The sequence below is a fragment of the Pseudomonas sp. WS 5532 genome (genome assembly GCF_012985445.1).
Lineage (GTDB): Bacteria > Pseudomonadota > Gammaproteobacteria > Pseudomonadales > Pseudomonadaceae > Aquipseudomonas > Aquipseudomonas edaphica.
This window is the reverse complement of sequence record NZ_JAAQWK010000010.1, coordinates 106,320-123,454: the sequence shown is the minus strand read 5'-3', so window position 1 is coordinate 123,454 and position 17,135 is coordinate 106,320. Positions and strand designations below refer to the sequence as shown.

Genomic DNA, 17,135 nt, shown 5'->3' with positions numbered 1-17,135 from the left:
CCATGCATAACCCCTGCGCCCTCATCCCGGTGTACAACCATGAAGCCGCCGTGCCCGCCGTGGTTCACAGCCTGTTGAACAGCGGCCTGCCGTGCCTGCTGGTCGATGACGGCAGCAGCCCGGCGTGCGCGGCGGTATTGGCGCAACTGGCAACGCTCGATCACGTCACCTTGTTGACCCTGCCAAACAACCAAGGCAAAGGCGGCGCGGTCATGGCCGGTTTTCGCGAAGCCGCGCGCCTGGGCTACACCCACGCGCTGCAGGTAGACGCCGACGGCCAGCACGACCTGCGCGAAGTCGACAGCTTCCTCGACGCCTCGCGCACGCACCCAAATGCGGTGATCTGCGGCTACCCCGAATACGACGACAGCGTGCCCAAAGGTCGCCTTTACGCGCGCTACCTGACCCACGTGTGGGTGTGGATCAACACCCTGTCGCTGCAAATTCGCGACTCGATGTGCGGTTTTCGCGTGTACCCGCTGGCGCCGACGCTGGCCTTGATGGATTCGGCGTACATCGGCACGCGCATGGATTTCGACTCCGACATCCTGGTACGCCTGGCCTGGCGCAACCAGCCGATGCGCTGGCTGCCGACCCAAGTGCATTACCCTACCGATGGCGTGTCACACTTCCGCCTGTTCCGCGACAACGTGCGCATCAGCGCCATGCACACCCGGCTGTTCTTCGGCATGCTGGTACGCGCGCCGATGATTGTGTGGCGACGGTGGCAGGCATGAGCGACAGCACCAAACACTGGGCCGACCGCGAAGAGCGCGGCAGCTTCTGGCTGATGAAACTCACCGCGTTCGCGGCCAAAGTACTGGGCCGCCGCCTGTTGAGCCCGATGCTGTACGGCATCGTTTTGTACTTTTTCCTGTTCGGCCGCACAGCGCGCCAAAGTGCCTGGCAATACCAGCAGCGCCTGGCCGACTGGAGCGGGCGCGCTGCGTTGCGGCCCAGCCATAAAAGCGTGTTCGCGCAGTTCATGGCCTTCGCCGACTCCTTGCTCGACAAGCTCGACGTGTGGAACGGCAAGCTGCGCATCGAACAGATCGAAATCAACGACCCGGCGCAATTGCGCGGGCAGTTACGCGGCGAGCGCGGCCAGATGCTGGTGGGCGCGCACTTGGGCAACCTGGAGGTGTGCCGCGCACTCGCAGAGATTGGCGAACAAGTCACCATGAACGTGTTGGTACACACCAAGCACGCCGAACAATTCAACCGCCTGCTGGGCGAGGCCGGGGCCACGCATTTGCGCCTGATTCAGGTCAGCGAGCTGGACCCGGCGACCATGCTGTTGCTCAGCCAGCGCCTGGACGAGGGCGAGTGGCTGGCGATTGCCGGTGACCGCGTGCCCCTGCACGGCGGGCGCAAGGTGCGCGTGGATTTTCTCGGGCATGCCGCCGCCTTCCCCCAAGGCCCGTGGCTGCTGGCCGGCTTGCTTAAATGCCCGGTCAACCTGCTGATGTGCCTTAAGCACAATGGTCGCTACCGCCTGACCATTGAGCCGTTCGCCGCATTGATCGAATGGAAGCGCAGCACCCGCGAACACGTCATCGCCCAGTGGACCGCCCGCTACGCCGCACGCCTGGGCGAGTTTTGCCTGGAGGCGCCCCAACAATGGTTCAACTTTTACCCTTTCTGGAAGACCGATGACCCCGCATCTTGAGCCGGTAATTTTTGGCGAACGCCACCTGCCAATCGAAGACGTGCTGGCCTTGGCCAACCGTCAGGCGCCCACGCAATTGCAGGATGACGCTGCCTATCGCCAGCGCATCGCCAAGGGCGCGCAGTTCCTCGACTCGCTGCTGGACAAGGAAGGCGTGATCTATGGCGTGACTACCGGCTACGGCGACTCCTGCGTGGTGGCGGTGCCGTTGCAGCACGTCGAGGCGTTGCCGCGTCACCTCTACACCTTCCACGGTTGCGGCCTGGGCAAGTTGCTCGACGCACAGGCCACCCGCGCCGTACTCGCCGCACGCTTGCAGTCGCTGTGCCACGGCGTGTCCGGCGTGCGTGTGGAGTTGCTGGAGCGCCTGCATGCGTTCCTCGAACACGACGTGCTGCCGCTGATCCCGGAAGAAGGTTCAGTGGGCGCCAGCGGTGATCTGACGCCGCTGTCCTACGTGGCGGCGACCCTGTCCGGTGAACGCGAAGTGCTGTTCCGTGGCGAACGCCGCCAGGCTGCCGACGTGCATCGCGAACTGGGTTGGGAGCCGCTGGTATTGCGCCCCAAAGAAGCCCTGGCCTTGATGAACGGCACCGCCGTAATGACCGGCCTTGCCTGCCTGGCCTTCGCCCGCGCCGACTACCTGCTGCAACTGGCCACGCGCATCACCGCATTGAACGTGGTAGCGCTGCAAGGCAACCCGGAACACTTCGACGAGCGCCTGTTCGCCGCCAAGCCGCACCCGGGGCAGATGCAAGTGGCCGCCTGGCTGCGCAAGGACCTGGCGATCGATGCGCCGACTGCGCCGCTGCATCGTTTGCAGGATCGCTACTCGCTGCGCTGCGCGCCCCATGTGCTGGGCGTGCTGGCCGACAGCCTGAACTGGCTGCGCTCGTTCATTGAAATCGAGCTGAACAGTGCCAACGACAACCCGATTATCGACGCCGAAGAAGAGCGCGTGCTTCACGGCGGGCACTTCTACGGCGGGCATATCGCCTTTGCCATGGACAGCCTCAAGACCCTGGTGGCTAACGTCGCCGACCTGCTCGACCGTCAGCTCGCGCTGCTGGTGGATGTGCGTTACAACCACGGCCTGCCGAGCAACCTGTCCGGCGCGCCGGCCGACCGCGCGATGATCAACCACGGCTTCAAGGCCGTGCAGATCGGCACCAGCGCCTGGACCGCCGAAGCGCTGAAAAACACCATGCCGGCCAGCGTGTTCTCGCGCTCCACCGAATGCCATAACCAGGACAAGGTGAGCATGGGCACCATCGCCGCCCGCGACGCAATCCGCGTGCTGGAGCTGACCGAACAGGTCGCCGCCGCCACCTTGCTCGCCGCCAACCAGGGCGTGTGGTTGCGCGCCCAGGCTGAAGACGCACGCCCACTGCCACCAGCACTGGCGGCCATGCATATCGAGCTGGCCAAAGACTTCCCGCCGGTGATCGAAGACCGCGCATTGGAAGGCGAACTGCGCCTGTGCCTCAAACGTATCGCCGAGCAACACTGGAGGCTGCATGCGTAGCCAGGGCGTTTTGCATTGCGACACGCAAATCCTCGTGCCGTTTTTTGATGTCGATACCATGAACGTGGTGTGGCACGGGCATTACGTGAAGTACCTGGAAGTGGCGCGCTGCGCGTTGCTGGACAAGCTCGGCCACAACTACACGGCGATGCTCGAATCCGGCTACGCCTGGCCGGTGATCGACATGCAGCTGCGCTATGTGCGCGGCGCAGTGTTCGGCCAGACCATCAACGTGCGCGCCAGTCTGGTGGAATGGGAGAACCGTTTGAAGGTGAACTACCTGATCACCGACCTGGCCAGCGGCGAGCGCCTGACCCGCGCCAGCACCGTGCAAGTGGCGGTAGAAATCGCCAGCCGCGAGATGCAGCTGGCCTCGCCCGCAGTCTTTACCAACGCAGTAGAAAGGGCCTTGAAATGAGATCCAATGTGGGAGCGGGCTTGCCCGCGATGGTCGTCAACGATAACGCGCTTCGCCTGATACTACGCGGCGCCCTCGGGTTCATCGCGGGCAAGCCCGCTCCCACAGGGATTGTGCTAATCCTGTTGTTGTGTATTCCAGGCCTGGCCCACGCCTTCGACCTGCAGCAGCTAAGCGACCAACTGGCCAAACCCGCCGTAATCCACGGCAGCTTCATCCAGGAAAAACACCTGCGCGCCCTGCCCCAGCCACTGGTCAGCAAAGGCACGTTCGTACTCGCCAAAGACCACGGCCTGCTGTGGCTGTTGAAAACCCCGCTGCAACAGGACTACCGCATCAGCGCCCAAGGCATCGCTCGGCGTGACGCCAATGGCTGGCAATTGCTGCCGAACAAGAGCGCCGGTGCCGAGCAGAATCGCCTGTTCCTTGCCGTACTCCAAGGCGACAGCAGTGGCTTGCAGCGCGATTTCGAGCTGCAGCTGCAAGGCGAAGCCCAACAGTGGAAGCTGACGCTGGTCCCACGTTCGCTGCTGCTCAAGCAGGTATTCACCCAGATCAATATCGACGGCGGCGAGCTGGTGCAAACAATCGAACTGCTCGAAACCCAGGGCGACAGCACCGTGCTGCGCATGCAGGACAGCACTGCCGGCCAACCGTTGAGCGAATCGGAGCAACACGACTTTGCCCAGTGAGCGCTGGCTGCCACGCCTGTTCCTGATCCTGCTGGTGGCGGTGTTGGCGCTGGCCGGCTGGCAGTGGCGCCATGGCGCGCCATTGTCGGCCAACCTGATGGAACTGGTGCCGGGCAGCACGCCGGATGCGCTGGAACTCAAGGCAGAACAGCGTATGCAGGAACCGCTGAACCGCGAAATGCTGGTGTTGGTGGGGCATGCCGATCGGCAAAAAGCCGTAGCAGTGGCGCAGCAAATGGGCGAACGCTGGCAGGCCAGCGGCCTGTTTGAAAAAGTGCAGTGGAACCTGCAAGCCGACTTGCCCGCCCTGCGTGAACAATTGCTGCGCGGTCGGCTGGCGATGCTCTCGGCCAAGGACCGCGAGCAACTGATCGAGCACCCAGACGCGTTCATTCAGCAGCGCGTGCAAGCGCTGTTCGACCCGTTTACCGGGTTCAGCCTGGTGCCGAGCCAGGACGACTGGCTGGGCCTTACCGGTCGCATCCAGAACAGCCAGCCGCAGCACGGTTCGGTGCAGCTCGATATCGGCAGCGGCGCCTTGATTGCCGATGCCGACGGCAAAAGCTGGGTGCTGCTGCGTGCGCGCACCACCGGCAATGCCTTTGACATGAAACTGCCGCTGCAAGTGGCGGACCTGCTCCAGGCCAGTCGCGAACAGGCCAGCGAGCAAGGCGCGCAATTGCTCGCTGCCAGCGGCCTGCTTTACGCCGCCAACGGGCAGCAACAGGCCACGCGGGAAATCACCTGGGTGGGCGGTGGCGCCACGCTGGGCATCCTGTTGTTGCTGTTGCTGGCGTTCCGGCGCTGGCGGGTGCTGCTGGCGTTTGTGCCGGTGCTGGTGGGTATGCTGTTTGGCGCGGTAGCCTGTGTGGCACTGTTCGGCCATATGCATGTGATGACCCTGGTGCTGGGCTCCAGCCTGATCGGCGTGGCGGTGGATTACCCGCTGCATTACCTGTCCAAAAGCTGGAGCCTGCAACCCTGGCGCAGCTGGCCGGCATTGCGCCTGACCTTGCCAGGGCTGAGCCTGAGCCTGGCGACCAGTTGCATTGGCTACCTGGCGCTTGCATGGACGCCGTTCCCGGCGCTGACGCAAATCGCCGTGTTCTCCTCCGCCGGTTTAGTCGGTGCCTACCTGTCGGCGGTGTGCCTGCTGCCCGCGCTGCTCAAGGGTGTGGAGCTGCGCCCGGCACAGTGGCCGCTGCGGATTGCCGAATGCCTGTGGCTATTGCGCGCCGCGCTGCTCAAGCGCGTGCCAAGCCCGGTGCTGCTGGCACTGTTGCTGCTGTTTTGCGCGGGCGGCCTGTGGCACTTGAACAGTAAAAATGATATCCGCCAGTGGATCGGTGCCCCGCCGCAATTGCTGCAAGAAGCGCAGGCCGTGGCGCGCATCACTGGTTTCCAGCCCACCAGCCAGTTTTTCCTGGTGCGCGCCGACAACCAGCAGCAGTTGCTGGAACGCCAGGCCGCCCTGGGCGAACGCCTGGATCAGTTGGTGAACATGGGCAAGCTGCAAGGCTACCTGGCGCTCAACCAACTGGTGAGCCTGCCGGCTGAGCAGCAACACCTTCGTGATGCGCTGAACAACCTCGCGCAGCACTGGCAGCCGCTGCTGGACCTTGGCGTGCCGGCCAGCGCGCTGCAAGCCGAAGTCACGCAACTGCAAGCGCTGCCCACCGAAGACATCGATGCCGCGCTGGTTGGCCCATTGGCTGAGCCTTGGCGCACCTTGTGGCTGGGGCCGGTAAACGGCGGCGTGGCGGCGATGGTCAGCCTGCAAGGCCTGAACAACCCGGCGCTGTTGCGTGTGCAAGCGCTGGACTTACCCGGCGTGCAACTGGTTGACCGGCTGGGTGATTTGAACCGAGTGTTTGCCGACACGCAGATCAGCGCGGCTGAGTTGAAGCTGATGTCGTGTGTGCTGATCGTGCTGTTATTGATTATGCCGTTCGGTGTTGGCGGTGCCCTGCGCATCGTCGCCCTGCCACTGCTCGCGGCGCTGTGCAGCCTCGCCAGCCTCGGTTGGCTGGGCCAGCCGCTGACCTTGTTCAGCCTGTTCGGCCTGCTGTTGGTCACTGCCATCAGCGTCGACTATGCGATCTTGATGCGCGAGCAGATCGGCGGCGCGGCCGTGAGTCTTTTAGGTACGCTGCTGGCAGCACTGACGACCTGGTTGTCGTTTGGCCTGTTGGCGGTGTCGAGTACACCCGCCGTGAGCAATTTCGGCCTGTCGGTCAGCCTCGGCCTGGCGTTCAGCTTTATGCTGGCGCCTTGGGCCGGGCATCAGAAGCACGCCTTATGAATGTGTTAATCGCCAAAGTGGCAAGGAGCCCTCGTGCCCACAGTTGAAATGGAACGTCGCCAGGTGGTGGTGATTGGTGCCGGGCCATCCGGCGCTATCGCCGCCGCGCTGTTAAAGCGCAACGGGCATGATGTATTGATTATCGAGCGCGAGCATTTCCCACGCTTCTCGATTGGCGAAAGCCTGCTGTCGCACTGCATCGACTTTATCGAAGAAGCCGGCATGCTCGACGCCGTACAGGCCGCGGGTTTCCAGGTAAAAACCGGCGCGGCGTTCGCCTGGGGCGAGCGCTACAGTGCGTTTGATTTCGGTGACACCTTCAGCAACGGCAAGCCCACCACCTTCCAGGTGCAGCGCGGCGAGTTCGACAAGTTGCTGGCTGATCAAGCGGCGCTGCAAGGCGTAGAGATTCGCTATGGCGAAAGCATCGTCGGTGTGGATTTCGCCGGTGAAAGCCGCTACCTGCACGTGCGTCGCCAGAATGGCAGCGAGTATCACCTCAAGGCCAAGTTCGTGCTCGATGCCAGCGGCTACGGCCGCGTGCTGTCGCGCCTGCTGGACCTGGAAGCACCGTCGAATTTCCCGGTGCGCCAGGCGGTGTTTACCCACGTTGAAGATCACATCACACACCCAGGTTTTGATCGCAGCAAAATCCTCGTCACCACTCACCCGACCCAACGCGATATCTGGTTCTGGACCATCCCGTTCAGCCATGGCCGCTGCTCGGTAGGCGTGGTGGCGGCAAAAGAACATTTCGACGGCCGCGACAGCGACCTCGACGCCTGCCTGCGCGGTTTCATCGCTGAGACGCCAAGCCTGGCGGGCGTGCTGCAAAACGCCGTGTGGGATACGCCCGCGCGTACCCTCGCCGGCTATTCGGCCAACGTCAAAACCCTGCACGGCCCGGGCTTTGCGCTGCTGGGCAATGCGGCGGAATTTCTCGACCCGGTGTTCTCTTCCGGCGTGACCATCGCCATGCGTTCGGCGAGCATGGCCGCAGCGCTGTTACATCGCCAACTCAAGGGCGAAACCGTCGACTGGCAAACCGAGTTCGCCGAGCCGCTGAAACGCGGGGTCGACACCTTCCGTTGCTATGTCGAAGGCTGGTATGCAGGCACCTTCCAGGACGTGATCTTTCACCCAGGCAGCTCGCCGGAGATTCGCCGGATGATCAGTTCGATCCTCGCCGGTTACGCCTGGGATGAGCGCAACCCGTTTGTCAGCGAGCCCAAGCGGCGGCTGCGGATGTTGTCTGAAATTTGTGCGGGTGAGCCGGTATGAGTAGCCAATACCTGAGTAAAAACTACGTCGAAGAAACCAAATTCGGCTTCTGGTTCCTGCGCAGCCACACTTGGCAGCACCATGTATTGCGCGTGGCGATCAACGACCTGCGCGGCCTGTTCACCGACCCGCTGCCCGTGGCGCCGGTGCTGCTGGACGCCGGTTGCGGCCAGGGCAAGTCGTTCCAGTATTTGCAGCAGGTGTTCGCGCCACAGCGCCTGATCGGCCTGGATGCCGACCCGCACAGCCTGGAGCTGAGCCAGGCAGAAGCCAAGCGCCAAGGCTTGGCCATCGAGCTGATCGGCAGCGACTGCGCCACACTGCAGGTGCCGGACGCAAGCGTCGACATCCTGTTCTGCCACCAGACCTTTCACCATCTGGTGGAACAGCATCGCGCCTTGAAAGAGTTCTATCGCGTCCTTAAGCCGGGCGGCTATCTGCTGTTTGCCGAATCCACCGAAGCCTATATCGACACTTGGGTGATTCGCTGGCTGTTCCGCCACCCGATGCATGTGCAGAAGAGCGCTGAAGAATACCTGGAGATGCTGCGCGAGCAGGGTTTTGAGTTCGGCCCGCAGAACGTTTCGTACCCGTATTTGTGGTGGAGCCGCTCCAGCGATTTCGGCCTGCTGGAACGCTGGGGCCTGCGCAGCCCACCACCGGTTGGCCAGCGCGAAGAAACGCTGGTCAACTGCGTGGCGCGTAAACCTTTAGCGAGCGCCGAAACATGATTCGTATGCTGTTGATGGGTTGCCTGTTGCTGTTGAGCGCCTGCGTCAGCCAGCCGCCACTGCCCGAAAAAACCCCAGCCCTGGCCTTGCCCATGCAACTGCACGTGCAGCGCCGCGCCGACGGCCAAACCCAGGATTGGCTGCTGGTGATCCAGCGCGAAGGCGCGGCCATTCGTTGGTCGATGATGGACCCGCTGGGCATTCCCCAGGCCCGGCAAAAGCTGATCAATGGCCAGTGGCAGGCCGACGGCTTGCTGCCGCCCAACCCCCAGGCGCGTGAGCTGTTTGCGGCGCTGTTGTTTGCGCTGACCTCGGCCGATGACGTGCCCACGCTGTACCCGCGTGCCCAGGCGATGGACCTGACGCGCACGCTGCCGGGGCATTGGCAGATCGTCTATCAGTCCTCCGAGGTGTTCAGCGTGAACATGGCGGGCCAGCCGTTGAGCTACCGCATCACCCCACTGGGGGCGGCGCGATGACGGCTTACCTGAATGCCCTGGGCGTGATCTGCTCCCTGGGCCGCGGCCAGGCTGAAGTCAGCCGCAGCCTGTTTGCCGGCGATTGTTCCGGCATGCGCGCCGAAAGCGGTTGGGTGCCAGAGCGCGTGCTGCCGGTGGGCGGCGTGCGCAGCGAGCTGGTGGCAATCCCGGCTGACCTACGCCCGCAGAGCAGCCGCAATAACCAGTTGCTGCTGGAAGCGGCCTTGCAGATTGAAAGCGAGCTGCGCCAGGCAATCCACACCTACGGCGCCTCGCGGGTTGGCATTGTGCTGGGCACCAGCACCTCGGGCATCGATGAAGCCAGTCGCGGCATCGCGCATTACCTGCGTGGGCAGCAGTTCCCGGGCGACTATGACTACCAGCAACAGGAACTCAGCGCACCGGCGAATTTTCTCGCTGACTGGCTACAGGTAAGCGGCCCGGCCTATGTGATTTCTACTGCCTGCACTTCCAGCGCCCGTGCGCTGATGAGTGCCCAGCGCCTGCTCGACCTGGGTGTGTGTGATGCGGTGATCTGCGGCGGTGTCGACAGCCTGTGCAAGCTGACGCTGAACGGCTTTACCGCGCTGGAAGCGGTCGCCAGCGAACGCTGCAATCCGTTTTCGGTGAACCGCAACGGCATCAATATCGGCGAAGCGGCAGTGCTGTTTCTGATGACCAAAACACCTGCGCCGATTGCCTTGCTCGGCAGCGGCGCCAGTTGCGATGCGCACCATATCTCCGCGCCAGAGCCCAGCGGCAAAGGTGCGTTGCAGTCGATGCGCAAGGCCTTGGCCAGCGCCAAACTTGAACCGGAACACATCGGTTACCTGAACCTGCACGGCACCGCGACCCAACACAACGACGCCATGGAAAGCCTGGCCGTCGCCAGCCTGTTTCCTCAAGGCGTAGCGTGTTCGTCGACCAAGCCCATGAGCGGCCACACCCTCGGTGCCGCAGGCGCGCTGGAAGCGGCGTTCTGCTGGTTGAGCCTGATGCATGACCGTGTGCCGCCGCATGTGTGGGACGGTCAAGCCGATCCGGCGCTGCCCGCGCTGCAGTGGGCACAGACCGGCGACACCTTGAAAAAACGCTACCTGATGAGCAACTCGTTTGCCTTCGGCGGCAATAACGTCAGCCTGATAATCGCGGAGGCCCCATGATCGATTGGCCACTCGCCGAACTGCTGCCCCACGCGGGCGACATGATCCTGATCGACCAGGTGCTGTCATTCGATGAAGAGCAGGTTCACACCCGCGCCACCGTCAAGCCCGGCGGCCTGTTCAACCGGCCGGACGGCAGCCTGCCAGCCTGGGTCGGCATCGAGCTGATGGCGCAAAGCGTCGCCGCCTATGCCGGTTGCCGCGCGCGCCAGAACGGCGAGGCAGTGGAACTGGGTTTCCTGCTCGGCACGCGCAAATTCGAATGCAACGTGGAACACTTCCCGGCCGGCGCCGAGCTGCGCATCCACGGCCTGCGCTCGCTGGAAGACGACAACGGCATGGGTGTGTTCGAATGCCACCTGACCGGTGACGGTATCCAGGCCAGCGCACGTTTGAACGTATTTCGACCGCCCCAGGCGGCCAATTATTTAGATGAATCGAAGGACTCAACGCCATGACTGAATCCGTACTGGTCACCGGCTCCAGCCGTGGCATCGGCCGCGCCATTGCCCTGCGCCTGGCCCAGGCCGGGCATGACATCGTGCTGCATTGCCGCAGTGGCCGCGCTGAAGCGGACGCGGTAAAGCTCGAGATCGAGGCGCTGGGCCGCAAGGCGCGGGTGCTGCAATTTGATGTGGCGGATCGTTTCAGCTGCAAGGAAATCCTTGAAGCCGACGTGGAGCAGTATGGCGCCTATTACGGCGTGGTGCTCAACGCCGGCCTGACACGCGACGGTGCGTTCCCGGCCCTCTCCGAAGACGATTGGGATGTGGTGATGCGCACCAACCTGGATGGTTTCTACAACGTGCTGCACCCGGTGATGATGCCGATGATTCGTCGTCGCGCCGCTGGCCGTATCGTTTGTATCACGTCGGTTTCCGGTTTGATCGGCAACCGTGGCCAGGTCAACTACAGCGCCTCCAAAGCCGGTTTGATCGGCGCGGCCAAGGCGCTGGCTATTGAACTGGGCAAGCGCAAGATCACCGTCAATTGCGTCGCCCCCGGCTTGATCGACACGGCGATGCTGGATGAAAACGTGCCGGTCGAAGAACTGATGAAGATGATCCCGGCGCAACGCATGGGCACCCCGGAAGAAGTCGCCGGGGCAGTGAATTTCTTGATGTCGGCCGAGGCCGGCTATATCACGCGCCAAGTGCTGGCCGTGAATGGAGGCCTGTGCTGATGAAGCGCGTCGTCGTCACCGGCATGGCCGGCATGACCTCCCTGGGCAGCGATTGGGACACCATCGCCGCCAACTTTCGCGCCAACCGCAGCGGCATCCGGCGCATGGATGAGTGGGACCGTTTTACCGAACTGAACACGCGCCTGGCCGGGCCGATCGACGACTTTGTCGTGCCCTCGCACTGGACGCGCAAGCAACTGCGCAGCATGGGCCGCGTGTCGCGCCTGGCGGTGTGGGCGGCGGAACAGGCGTTGCAGGATGCCGGGTTGCTCGGCGACGAATCGATCAAGGACGGGCGCATGGGCGTGGCCTGTGGCTCATCCACCGGCAGCACCGATGAGATCAAGGCGTTCGGCAATATGCTGCTGAACTCGGTGGCCGAGGGGCTGAATGCCAACTCCTATGTGCGCATGATGCCGCACACCACAGCAGCGAATATCAGCATCTTCTTTGGCCTCACCGGGCGGCTGATCCCGACCTCCAGCGCCTGCACCAGCGGCAGCCAGGGCATTGGTTACGCCTACGAGGCGATCAAGTTCGGCCGCTTGCCGTTGATGCTTGCCGGCGGCGCCGAAGAGCTGTGCCCCACCGAAGCCATGGTGTTCGACGCGCTGTACGCCACCAGCCTGAAAAACGACGCGCCGCAGACCAGCCCACGCCCTTACGACAGCGGCCGCGACGGCCTGGTGATCGGCGAAGGCGGCGGCATGCTGGTGCTCGAAGAACTGGAGCACGCCCTGGCGCGCGGTGCGCATATCCACGCCGAGTTGGTCGGCTTCGGCAGCAACGCCGACGGCCAGCACACCACACGCCCGGAGCAGAAAACCATGCGCCGCGCCATGGAACTGGCCCTGGAAGATGCCGGGCTTGAGCCATCCGCCATCGGCTACGTCAATGGCCACGGCACCGCCACCGACCAGGGCGACATCGCCGAGACGCTGGCCACCAGCAGCCTGTTCGGCAGCCGCATGCCGATCAGTTCGCAGAAAAGCTTCCTGGGCCACACTTTGGGCGCGTGCGGCGCACTGGAATCGTGGTTCAGCATCGAAATGATGAACCGCGACCAGTATGTGCACACCTTCAACCTGGATGCCGTCGACCCGCAATGCGGCGAGCTGGATTACCTGCAAGGTGGGTTTCGCGAGATGCACAACGACTACGTGATGAACAACAACTTTGCCTTTGGCGGCGTCAACACTTCGCTGATCTTTCGCCGCTGGTCCTGATTTTTTAATTGACTGGAGAAAACGGAATGTCTTCCTTGCTACGCGCCACCCTGATCACTCTGGCTTTGCTGACCACCGCCGGTTGCACCAACAAACCCGTGCTAAACACCCAGCACGATTTGCCGGTCACGGCCCAGCTCAGCGAAGAAAAAATCAAACAGGTGATCGTCGCGGCCCTGCAAAAACGCGAATGGACCGTGCAACGCCTGAGCCCGCAACTGGTGCAGGCCGAAATCACTGTGCGCAACCAATTCCACGCCGAAATCGATATCCGCTACACCCGCACCAGCTACGCCATCACCTACCGCGACAGCCGCGACCTGGGCTACAAGGACGGCAAGATCCATCGCAACTACAACCGCTGGGTGAGCATGCTGGATCGCGACATCATGGCGGGCTTGCAGAGTGCGGGTATCAATGGCGTGGAGGCCTTAAAGCAGAACTGAGGCTTTCGCATCCAAATGTGGGAGCTGGCTTGCCTGCGATGGGCATAGGTATCTACACAACTTTTAAAAGCACCCTATTTCTCCTGTGGCGAGCAGGCTTGTCCTGCGTTGGGCTGCGAAGCAGCCCCAAACCCAGTCGCTGAGTTCTTTCAGGAAAATTGCAGTGCCTGTACTGGGGCCGCTTCGCAGCCCAACGCAGGACAAGCCTGCTCGCCACAACAGCCCACCTGCCACAGACTTCGTGTTAACCGGTTGTGTAGATACCTATGCTGCGATGGGATCACCTCAGTTTTTCTGATAAACCGAGGCGCCTGCATCGCAGGCAAGCCAGCTCCCACTTTTGACCGTGTTCGACTATAAGATCGCCTGGCGCGTCAGCAGCTCCACAAAGGCCTTGGCCATTGGCGTTTGCGCACCCTTGCGTTGCACCAGCCACACCGCCGTCACGGCCTCCCGATCGAGCAAGGTGCGATAGACCACGCCATCAATGCGGATGCGCTGGTAAGACGCCGGCAGCACCGACACCCCCAACCCCGCCGCCACCAGGCCGATGATGGTCATCGCTTCTCCAGCTTCCTGGGCGAAGTGCGGGCTGAAGCCGGCATCGCGGGCCAGGTTGAGCAGCTGAGCGTAGAGGCCGCTGCCGTAGGTGCGCGGGAAAAATACAAACGGCTCTTCGGCCAGTTGCGCCAGGTGCAGGCCGCGCTCGCTGCCTTCCACCAACGGATGGCCAGCGTTCAATACCGCAACCAACGGCTCGCGCATCAACTCGATCACGCTTAGAGAATCCGGCAACGGCAGCGGGCGCATCAGGCCCACCTGATTCGACTCATCCACCAGCGACTCGGCCACTTCGGTGCTGCTCATTTCCTGCAAATTCAGGTGCACCGCCGGGAAGGCTTTACGAAACGCAAAGATCGCCTGTGGAATGCTGGCGTTAAATGGCGCCGACGAGGTGAAGCCGATCTTCAGTTCGCCTAACTCCCCCAATTGCGCGCGGCGGGCAACGTCGGCGGCTTTATCCACCTGCGCCAACACCAAACGCGCCTCGTGCAGGAACAATCGGCCGGCCTCGCTCAGCTCAACCCGACGATTGGTGCGCTCAAACAAGCGTGCGCCGACTTCCTGTTCCAGCGCCTGGATCTGCTGGCTCAACGGCGGTTGAGAGATGCCCAGCACCTGCGCGGCGCGGCCAAAATGCAGCTCTTCGGCGACGGCAATGAAGTACCGCAAGTGACGCAATTCCATGCAAACCTCATTAGGTCGTAAAAGCTCTTAAACAGGTCGAACAATATATTGGAAAGAATCATTAGGCAGCTATATTCTTTTTCGTATTGCCAGTCCTGGCAGGCTTTTCCTCCCCGAGGTCCCCGTGAAATCTGCTGTCGCGCCATTCGCTCAAGAAGTCCCGCCTACCGCCTTGGATGAGGTGGTCGCCCAGCTCAATGACGCGTACATCGAAAAAGGCACGCCGATGTTCATGCGCACGGTGCTGGCGCTGTTCTCCGGCGGGTTTGCCACCTTTGCCCTGCTGTACTGCGTGCAACCGATGATGCCGGCGTTATCCCACGAGTTTTCCATCAATGCGGCGCAAAGCAGCCTGATCCTTTCTGTTGCTACGGCGATGCTGGCGCTCGGCCTGCTGGTCACCGGGCCAATTTCCGACCGCTTGGGGCGCAAGCCGGTGATGGTTTCAGCCCTGTTCTGTGCCGCACTGGCGACCATCGCCAGCGGCTTGATGCCGAGCTGGGAAGGCATTCTGCTGATGCGTGCGCTGGTGGGCTTGTCGCTAAGCGGCCTGGCCGCCGTGGCGATGACTTACCTGAGCGAAGAGATCCACCCTCAGCACATTGGCTTGGCCATGGGCCTGTACATCGGCGGCAACGCGATTGGCGGCATGAGCGGGCGTCTGATCATCGGCGTGTTGATCGACTTTGTCAGCTGGCACACCGCGATGCTGATCATCGGCGCGCTGGCGCTGATCGCAGCCACGGTGTTCTGGAAAATCCTGCCTGAATCGCGCAACTTCCGCGCCAGCAGCCTGAAGCCGCGTAACCTGGTGAACGGTTTTGTCATGCACTTCAAGGACGCGGGCCTGCCGTGGCTGTTCCTCGAGGCCTTCCTGTTGATGGGCGCATTCGTGACGATGTTCAACTACATCGGCTATCGCCTGTTGGCCTCGCCCTACGAACTTAGCCAGGCGGTGGTTGGCCTGTTGTCGCTGGTGTACCTGTCAGGCATCTACAGCTCGGCGAAAATCGGCTCTCTGGCTGACCGTCTCGGCCGCCGTCGCGTACTGTGGGGCACCATCGTCTTGATGCTGTCGGGGATGCTGCTGACCCTGTTCACGCCGCTGTGGCTGGTGGTGCCGGGCATGCTGATCTTCACCTTCGGCTTCTTCGGCGCGCATTCGGTAGCCAGCAGCTGGATTGGGCGGCGGGCGGTAAGGGCCAAAGGGCAGGCGTCGTCGCTGTACCTGTTCTGCTACTACGTGGGGTCGAGTGTCGCGGGGACGGCGGGCGGGTTCTTCTGGCACTTTGCCGGGTGGAACGGGATTGGCGGGTTTATCGTGGCGCTGTTGATTGGCGCGCTGTTGGTGGCGCTGAAGCTGGCGAAGTTGCCGCCGCTGGGGAATGTAAAAACCTGACGCGGTCCTGCTTTTAATGTGGGAGCTGGCTTGCCTGCGATGGCGGTGATGAATTCACTACTGCTATCGCAGCGGTGCGACGATTCGACAAGCCAGCTCCCACATTAGGTTTGCGTTTTATTCGTGGTATTGCGCCGACAGCTCATGCACTGCACGCAGGAACGCGCCAGCGTGCTCCGGGTTCACTTCCGGGGTGATGCCATGGCCGAGGTTGAACACGTGGCCGCTGCCCTTGCCATAGCTGGCCAGGATGCGGCCGACTTCGGTGCGGATCGCTTCCGGCTTGGCGTACAGCACGGTCGGGTCCATGTTGCCTTGCAGCGCCACGCGGCTGCCCACGCGCTGCCGGGCTTCGCCGAGGTCGCAGGTCCAGTCCAGGCCCAGCGCATCGGCACCGGCATCAGCAATGCTTTCCAGCCACAGGCCGCCGCCTTTGGTGAACATGATGACCGGCACTTTGCGACCTTCGTGTTCGCGGATCAGGCCGCTGACGATTTTGCGCATGTAAGCCAGGGAGAACTCCTGATACGCCGCCGACGACAGGTTGCCGCCCCAGGTGTCGAAGATCTGCACCGCTTGCGCGCCAGCCATGATCTGGCCGTTGAGGTAGCTGGTAACCGACTGCGCCAGCTTGTCCAGCAACAGGTGCATGGCTTGCGGGTTGTCGTAAAGCATGGCCTTGGTTTTGCGGAAGTCTTTCGACGAGCCGCCTTCGACCATGTAGGTAGCCAGGGTCCACGGGCTGCCGGAGAAGCCGATCAGCGGCACGCGGCCGTTAAGCTCGCGGCGGATGGTGCTCACGGCGTCCATCACGTAGCCGAGGTCTTTATGCGGGTCCGGGATCGGCAGGGCTTCGATGTCGGCCAGTGTGCTGACAACTTTTTTGAAACGCGGGCCTTCGCCGGTTTCAAAATACAGGCCTTGGCCCATGGCGTCAGGAATGGTGAGGATATCGGAGAAGAGGATGGCCGCATCCAGTTGTGGGTAGCGGTCCAGCGGCTGCATCGTGACTTCGCAGGCGAACTCCGGGTTCATGCACAGGCTCATGAAGTCGCCGGCATTGGCGCGACTGGCGCGGTATTCCGGCAGGTAGCGACCGGCTTGACGCATCATCCACACGGGCGTGACGTCTACGGGTTGCTTGAGCAGGGCACGAAGGAAACGGTCGTTCTTGAGGGCAGTCATGTCGGCATCCGCAAAAAAAGTGCGGGCATTTTCTCAGAGCGCGACGCAAAAGGCACGGAGTGAGCCGTGCCTTTTGTCTATCGGGTCAATTTGTCGCGGTGTCTTGCGGTATGACAGACACCACCAAACCCTATCTGGAATGGGGTTTGTGTGGGAGCTGGCTTGCCTGCGATGGCGGTGGTGAATTC

17 protein-coding genes are annotated in these 17,135 nt (G+C 62.6%); 15 read left to right on the top strand and 2 right to left on the bottom strand.

Features of this window, described 5'->3' with window-relative positions; all coding sequences use genetic code 11:
- Positions 1–2: 2 nt before the first annotated feature.
- The 14 genes from HBO23_RS18475 to HBO23_RS18410 are packed head-to-tail and all read left to right on the top strand — an operon-like array spanning position 3 to position 13,115.
- Positions 3–737: a glycosyltransferase family 2 protein gene (locus tag HBO23_RS18475; protein ID WP_017138545.1), complete on the top strand. Its 735-nt coding sequence runs from the start codon at positions 3–5 to the stop codon at positions 735–737.
- Positions 734–1,669, top strand: a complete 936-nt coding sequence (locus HBO23_RS18470; RefSeq protein WP_170039067.1) for a glycosyl transferase — start codon at positions 734–736, stop codon at positions 1,667–1,669. The genes HBO23_RS18475 and HBO23_RS18470 overlap by 4 nt, the downstream gene beginning before the upstream one ends.
- Positions 1,653–3,194 (top strand): aromatic amino acid ammonia-lyase, encoded by a 1,542-nt coding sequence (locus HBO23_RS18465; protein WP_099548062.1) that lies wholly within the window; start codon positions 1,653–1,655, stop codon positions 3,192–3,194. The genes HBO23_RS18470 and HBO23_RS18465 overlap by 17 nt, the downstream gene beginning before the upstream one ends.
- Positions 3,187–3,612 carry an acyl-CoA thioesterase gene (locus tag HBO23_RS18460; protein WP_058422380.1) on the top strand — a complete coding sequence of 142 codons (426 nt, stop codon included), beginning with the start codon at positions 3,187–3,189 and terminating at the stop codon, positions 3,610–3,612. The genes HBO23_RS18465 and HBO23_RS18460 overlap by 8 nt, the downstream gene beginning before the upstream one ends.
- A complete protein-coding gene (locus HBO23_RS18455) occupies positions 3,609–4,304 on the top strand; it encodes an outer membrane lipoprotein carrier protein LolA (RefSeq protein ID WP_170039065.1) in 696 nt (231 codons plus the stop codon). Before HBO23_RS18460 ends, HBO23_RS18455 begins: the two co-directional genes overlap by 4 nt.
- Complete coding sequence (locus tag HBO23_RS18450; RefSeq protein ID WP_170039063.1) at positions 4,294–6,606, top strand: MMPL family transporter; 2,313 nt, start codon at positions 4,294–4,296, stop codon at positions 6,604–6,606. Before HBO23_RS18455 ends, HBO23_RS18450 begins: the two co-directional genes overlap by 11 nt.
- Positions 6,607–6,639: 33 nt before the next feature.
- Positions 6,640–7,887 (top strand): NAD(P)/FAD-dependent oxidoreductase, encoded by a 1,248-nt coding sequence (locus HBO23_RS18445; RefSeq protein ID WP_099487812.1) that lies wholly within the window; start codon positions 6,640–6,642, stop codon positions 7,885–7,887.
- The gene (locus tag HBO23_RS18440) at positions 7,884–8,618 is read left to right on the top strand and encodes a class I SAM-dependent methyltransferase (protein ID WP_017138552.1); all 735 of its coding nucleotides are present in this window, start codon (positions 7,884–7,886) and stop codon (positions 8,616–8,618) included. The genes HBO23_RS18445 and HBO23_RS18440 overlap by 4 nt, the downstream gene beginning before the upstream one ends.
- Complete coding sequence (locus HBO23_RS18435; RefSeq protein ID WP_099548057.1) at positions 8,615–9,097, top strand: hypothetical protein; 483 nt, start codon at positions 8,615–8,617, stop codon at positions 9,095–9,097. Before HBO23_RS18440 ends, HBO23_RS18435 begins: the two co-directional genes overlap by 4 nt.
- Positions 9,094–10,260 carry a beta-ketoacyl-[acyl-carrier-protein] synthase family protein gene (locus tag HBO23_RS18430; RefSeq protein ID WP_170039061.1) on the top strand — a complete coding sequence of 389 codons (1,167 nt, stop codon included), beginning with the start codon at positions 9,094–9,096 and terminating at the stop codon, positions 10,258–10,260. Before HBO23_RS18435 ends, HBO23_RS18430 begins: the two co-directional genes overlap by 4 nt.
- Positions 10,257–10,718 (top strand): hotdog family protein, encoded by a 462-nt coding sequence (locus HBO23_RS18425; RefSeq protein ID WP_017138555.1) that lies wholly within the window; start codon positions 10,257–10,259, stop codon positions 10,716–10,718. The genes HBO23_RS18430 and HBO23_RS18425 overlap by 4 nt, the downstream gene beginning before the upstream one ends.
- Complete coding sequence (gene fabG / locus HBO23_RS18420; RefSeq protein WP_099548055.1) at positions 10,715–11,443, top strand: 3-oxoacyl-ACP reductase FabG; 729 nt, start codon at positions 10,715–10,717, stop codon at positions 11,441–11,443. The genes HBO23_RS18425 and fabG overlap by 4 nt, the downstream gene beginning before the upstream one ends.
- Complete coding sequence (locus tag HBO23_RS18415; RefSeq protein WP_099548054.1) at positions 11,443–12,669, top strand: beta-ketoacyl-ACP synthase; 1,227 nt, start codon at positions 11,443–11,445, stop codon at positions 12,667–12,669. Before fabG ends, HBO23_RS18415 begins: the two co-directional genes overlap by 1 nt.
- A 26-nt stretch (positions 12,670–12,695) precedes the next feature.
- Entirely contained in the window at positions 12,696–13,115 is a 420-nt protein-coding gene (locus tag HBO23_RS18410) for a hypothetical protein (protein WP_017138558.1), read from the top strand.
- Between the two features lie 354 nt (positions 13,116–13,469).
- Here HBO23_RS18410 and HBO23_RS18405 read toward each other — a convergent pair whose 3' ends face one another.
- Complete coding sequence (locus HBO23_RS18405) at positions 13,470–14,363, bottom strand: LysR family transcriptional regulator (protein ID WP_170039059.1); 894 nt, start codon at positions 14,361–14,363, stop codon at positions 13,470–13,472.
- A 124-nt stretch (positions 14,364–14,487) separates the two neighbouring features.
- Between HBO23_RS18405 and HBO23_RS18400 the strand changes: the two genes are divergently transcribed.
- The gene (locus HBO23_RS18400) at positions 14,488–15,762 is read left to right on the top strand and encodes an MFS transporter (protein ID WP_170039057.1); all 1,275 of its coding nucleotides are present in this window, start codon (positions 14,488–14,490) and stop codon (positions 15,760–15,762) included.
- 117 nt (positions 15,763–15,879) lie between these two features.
- On the opposite strand, the gene hemE is transcribed toward HBO23_RS18400, so the two are convergent.
- The gene (hemE, locus tag HBO23_RS18395) at positions 15,880–16,947 is read right to left on the bottom strand and encodes a uroporphyrinogen decarboxylase (protein ID WP_099548052.1); all 1,068 of its coding nucleotides are present in this window, start codon (positions 16,945–16,947) and stop codon (positions 15,880–15,882) included.
- Between the last annotated feature and the right edge of the window lie 188 nt (positions 16,948–17,135).

What these genes read in the sequence shown, in the direction of transcription:
- HBO23_RS18440 (WP_017138552.1), top strand. Translation starts at nt 7,884, where the DNA reads ATGAGTAGCCAATACCTGAGTAAAAACTACGTCGAAGAAACCAAATTC.
- HBO23_RS18405 (WP_170039059.1), bottom strand. Translation starts at nt 14,363, where the DNA reads ATGGAATTGCGTCACTTGCGGTACTTCATTGCCGTCGCCGAAGAGCTG.
- HBO23_RS18465 (WP_099548062.1), top strand. Translation starts at nt 1,653, where the DNA reads ATGACCCCGCATCTTGAGCCGGTAATTTTTGGCGAACGCCACCTGCCA.
- HBO23_RS18410 (WP_017138558.1), top strand. Translation starts at nt 12,696, where the DNA reads ATGTCTTCCTTGCTACGCGCCACCCTGATCACTCTGGCTTTGCTGACC.
- hemE (WP_099548052.1), bottom strand. Translation starts at nt 16,947, where the DNA reads ATGACTGCCCTCAAGAACGACCGTTTCCTTCGTGCCCTGCTCAAGCAA.
- HBO23_RS18435 (WP_099548057.1), top strand. Translation starts at nt 8,615, where the DNA reads ATGATTCGTATGCTGTTGATGGGTTGCCTGTTGCTGTTGAGCGCCTGC.
- HBO23_RS18475 (WP_017138545.1), top strand. Translation starts at nt 3, where the DNA reads ATGCATAACCCCTGCGCCCTCATCCCGGTGTACAACCATGAAGCCGCC.
- HBO23_RS18470 (WP_170039067.1), top strand. Translation starts at nt 734, where the DNA reads ATGAGCGACAGCACCAAACACTGGGCCGACCGCGAAGAGCGCGGCAGC.
- HBO23_RS18430 (WP_170039061.1), top strand. Translation starts at nt 9,094, where the DNA reads ATGACGGCTTACCTGAATGCCCTGGGCGTGATCTGCTCCCTGGGCCGC.
- HBO23_RS18415 (WP_099548054.1), top strand. Translation starts at nt 11,443, where the DNA reads ATGAAGCGCGTCGTCGTCACCGGCATGGCCGGCATGACCTCCCTGGGC.
- HBO23_RS18460 (WP_058422380.1), top strand. Translation starts at nt 3,187, where the DNA reads ATGCGTAGCCAGGGCGTTTTGCATTGCGACACGCAAATCCTCGTGCCG.
- HBO23_RS18425 (WP_017138555.1), top strand. Translation starts at nt 10,257, where the DNA reads ATGATCGATTGGCCACTCGCCGAACTGCTGCCCCACGCGGGCGACATG.
- HBO23_RS18455 (WP_170039065.1), top strand. Translation starts at nt 3,609, where the DNA reads ATGAGATCCAATGTGGGAGCGGGCTTGCCCGCGATGGTCGTCAACGAT.
- fabG (WP_099548055.1), top strand. Translation starts at nt 10,715, where the DNA reads ATGACTGAATCCGTACTGGTCACCGGCTCCAGCCGTGGCATCGGCCGC.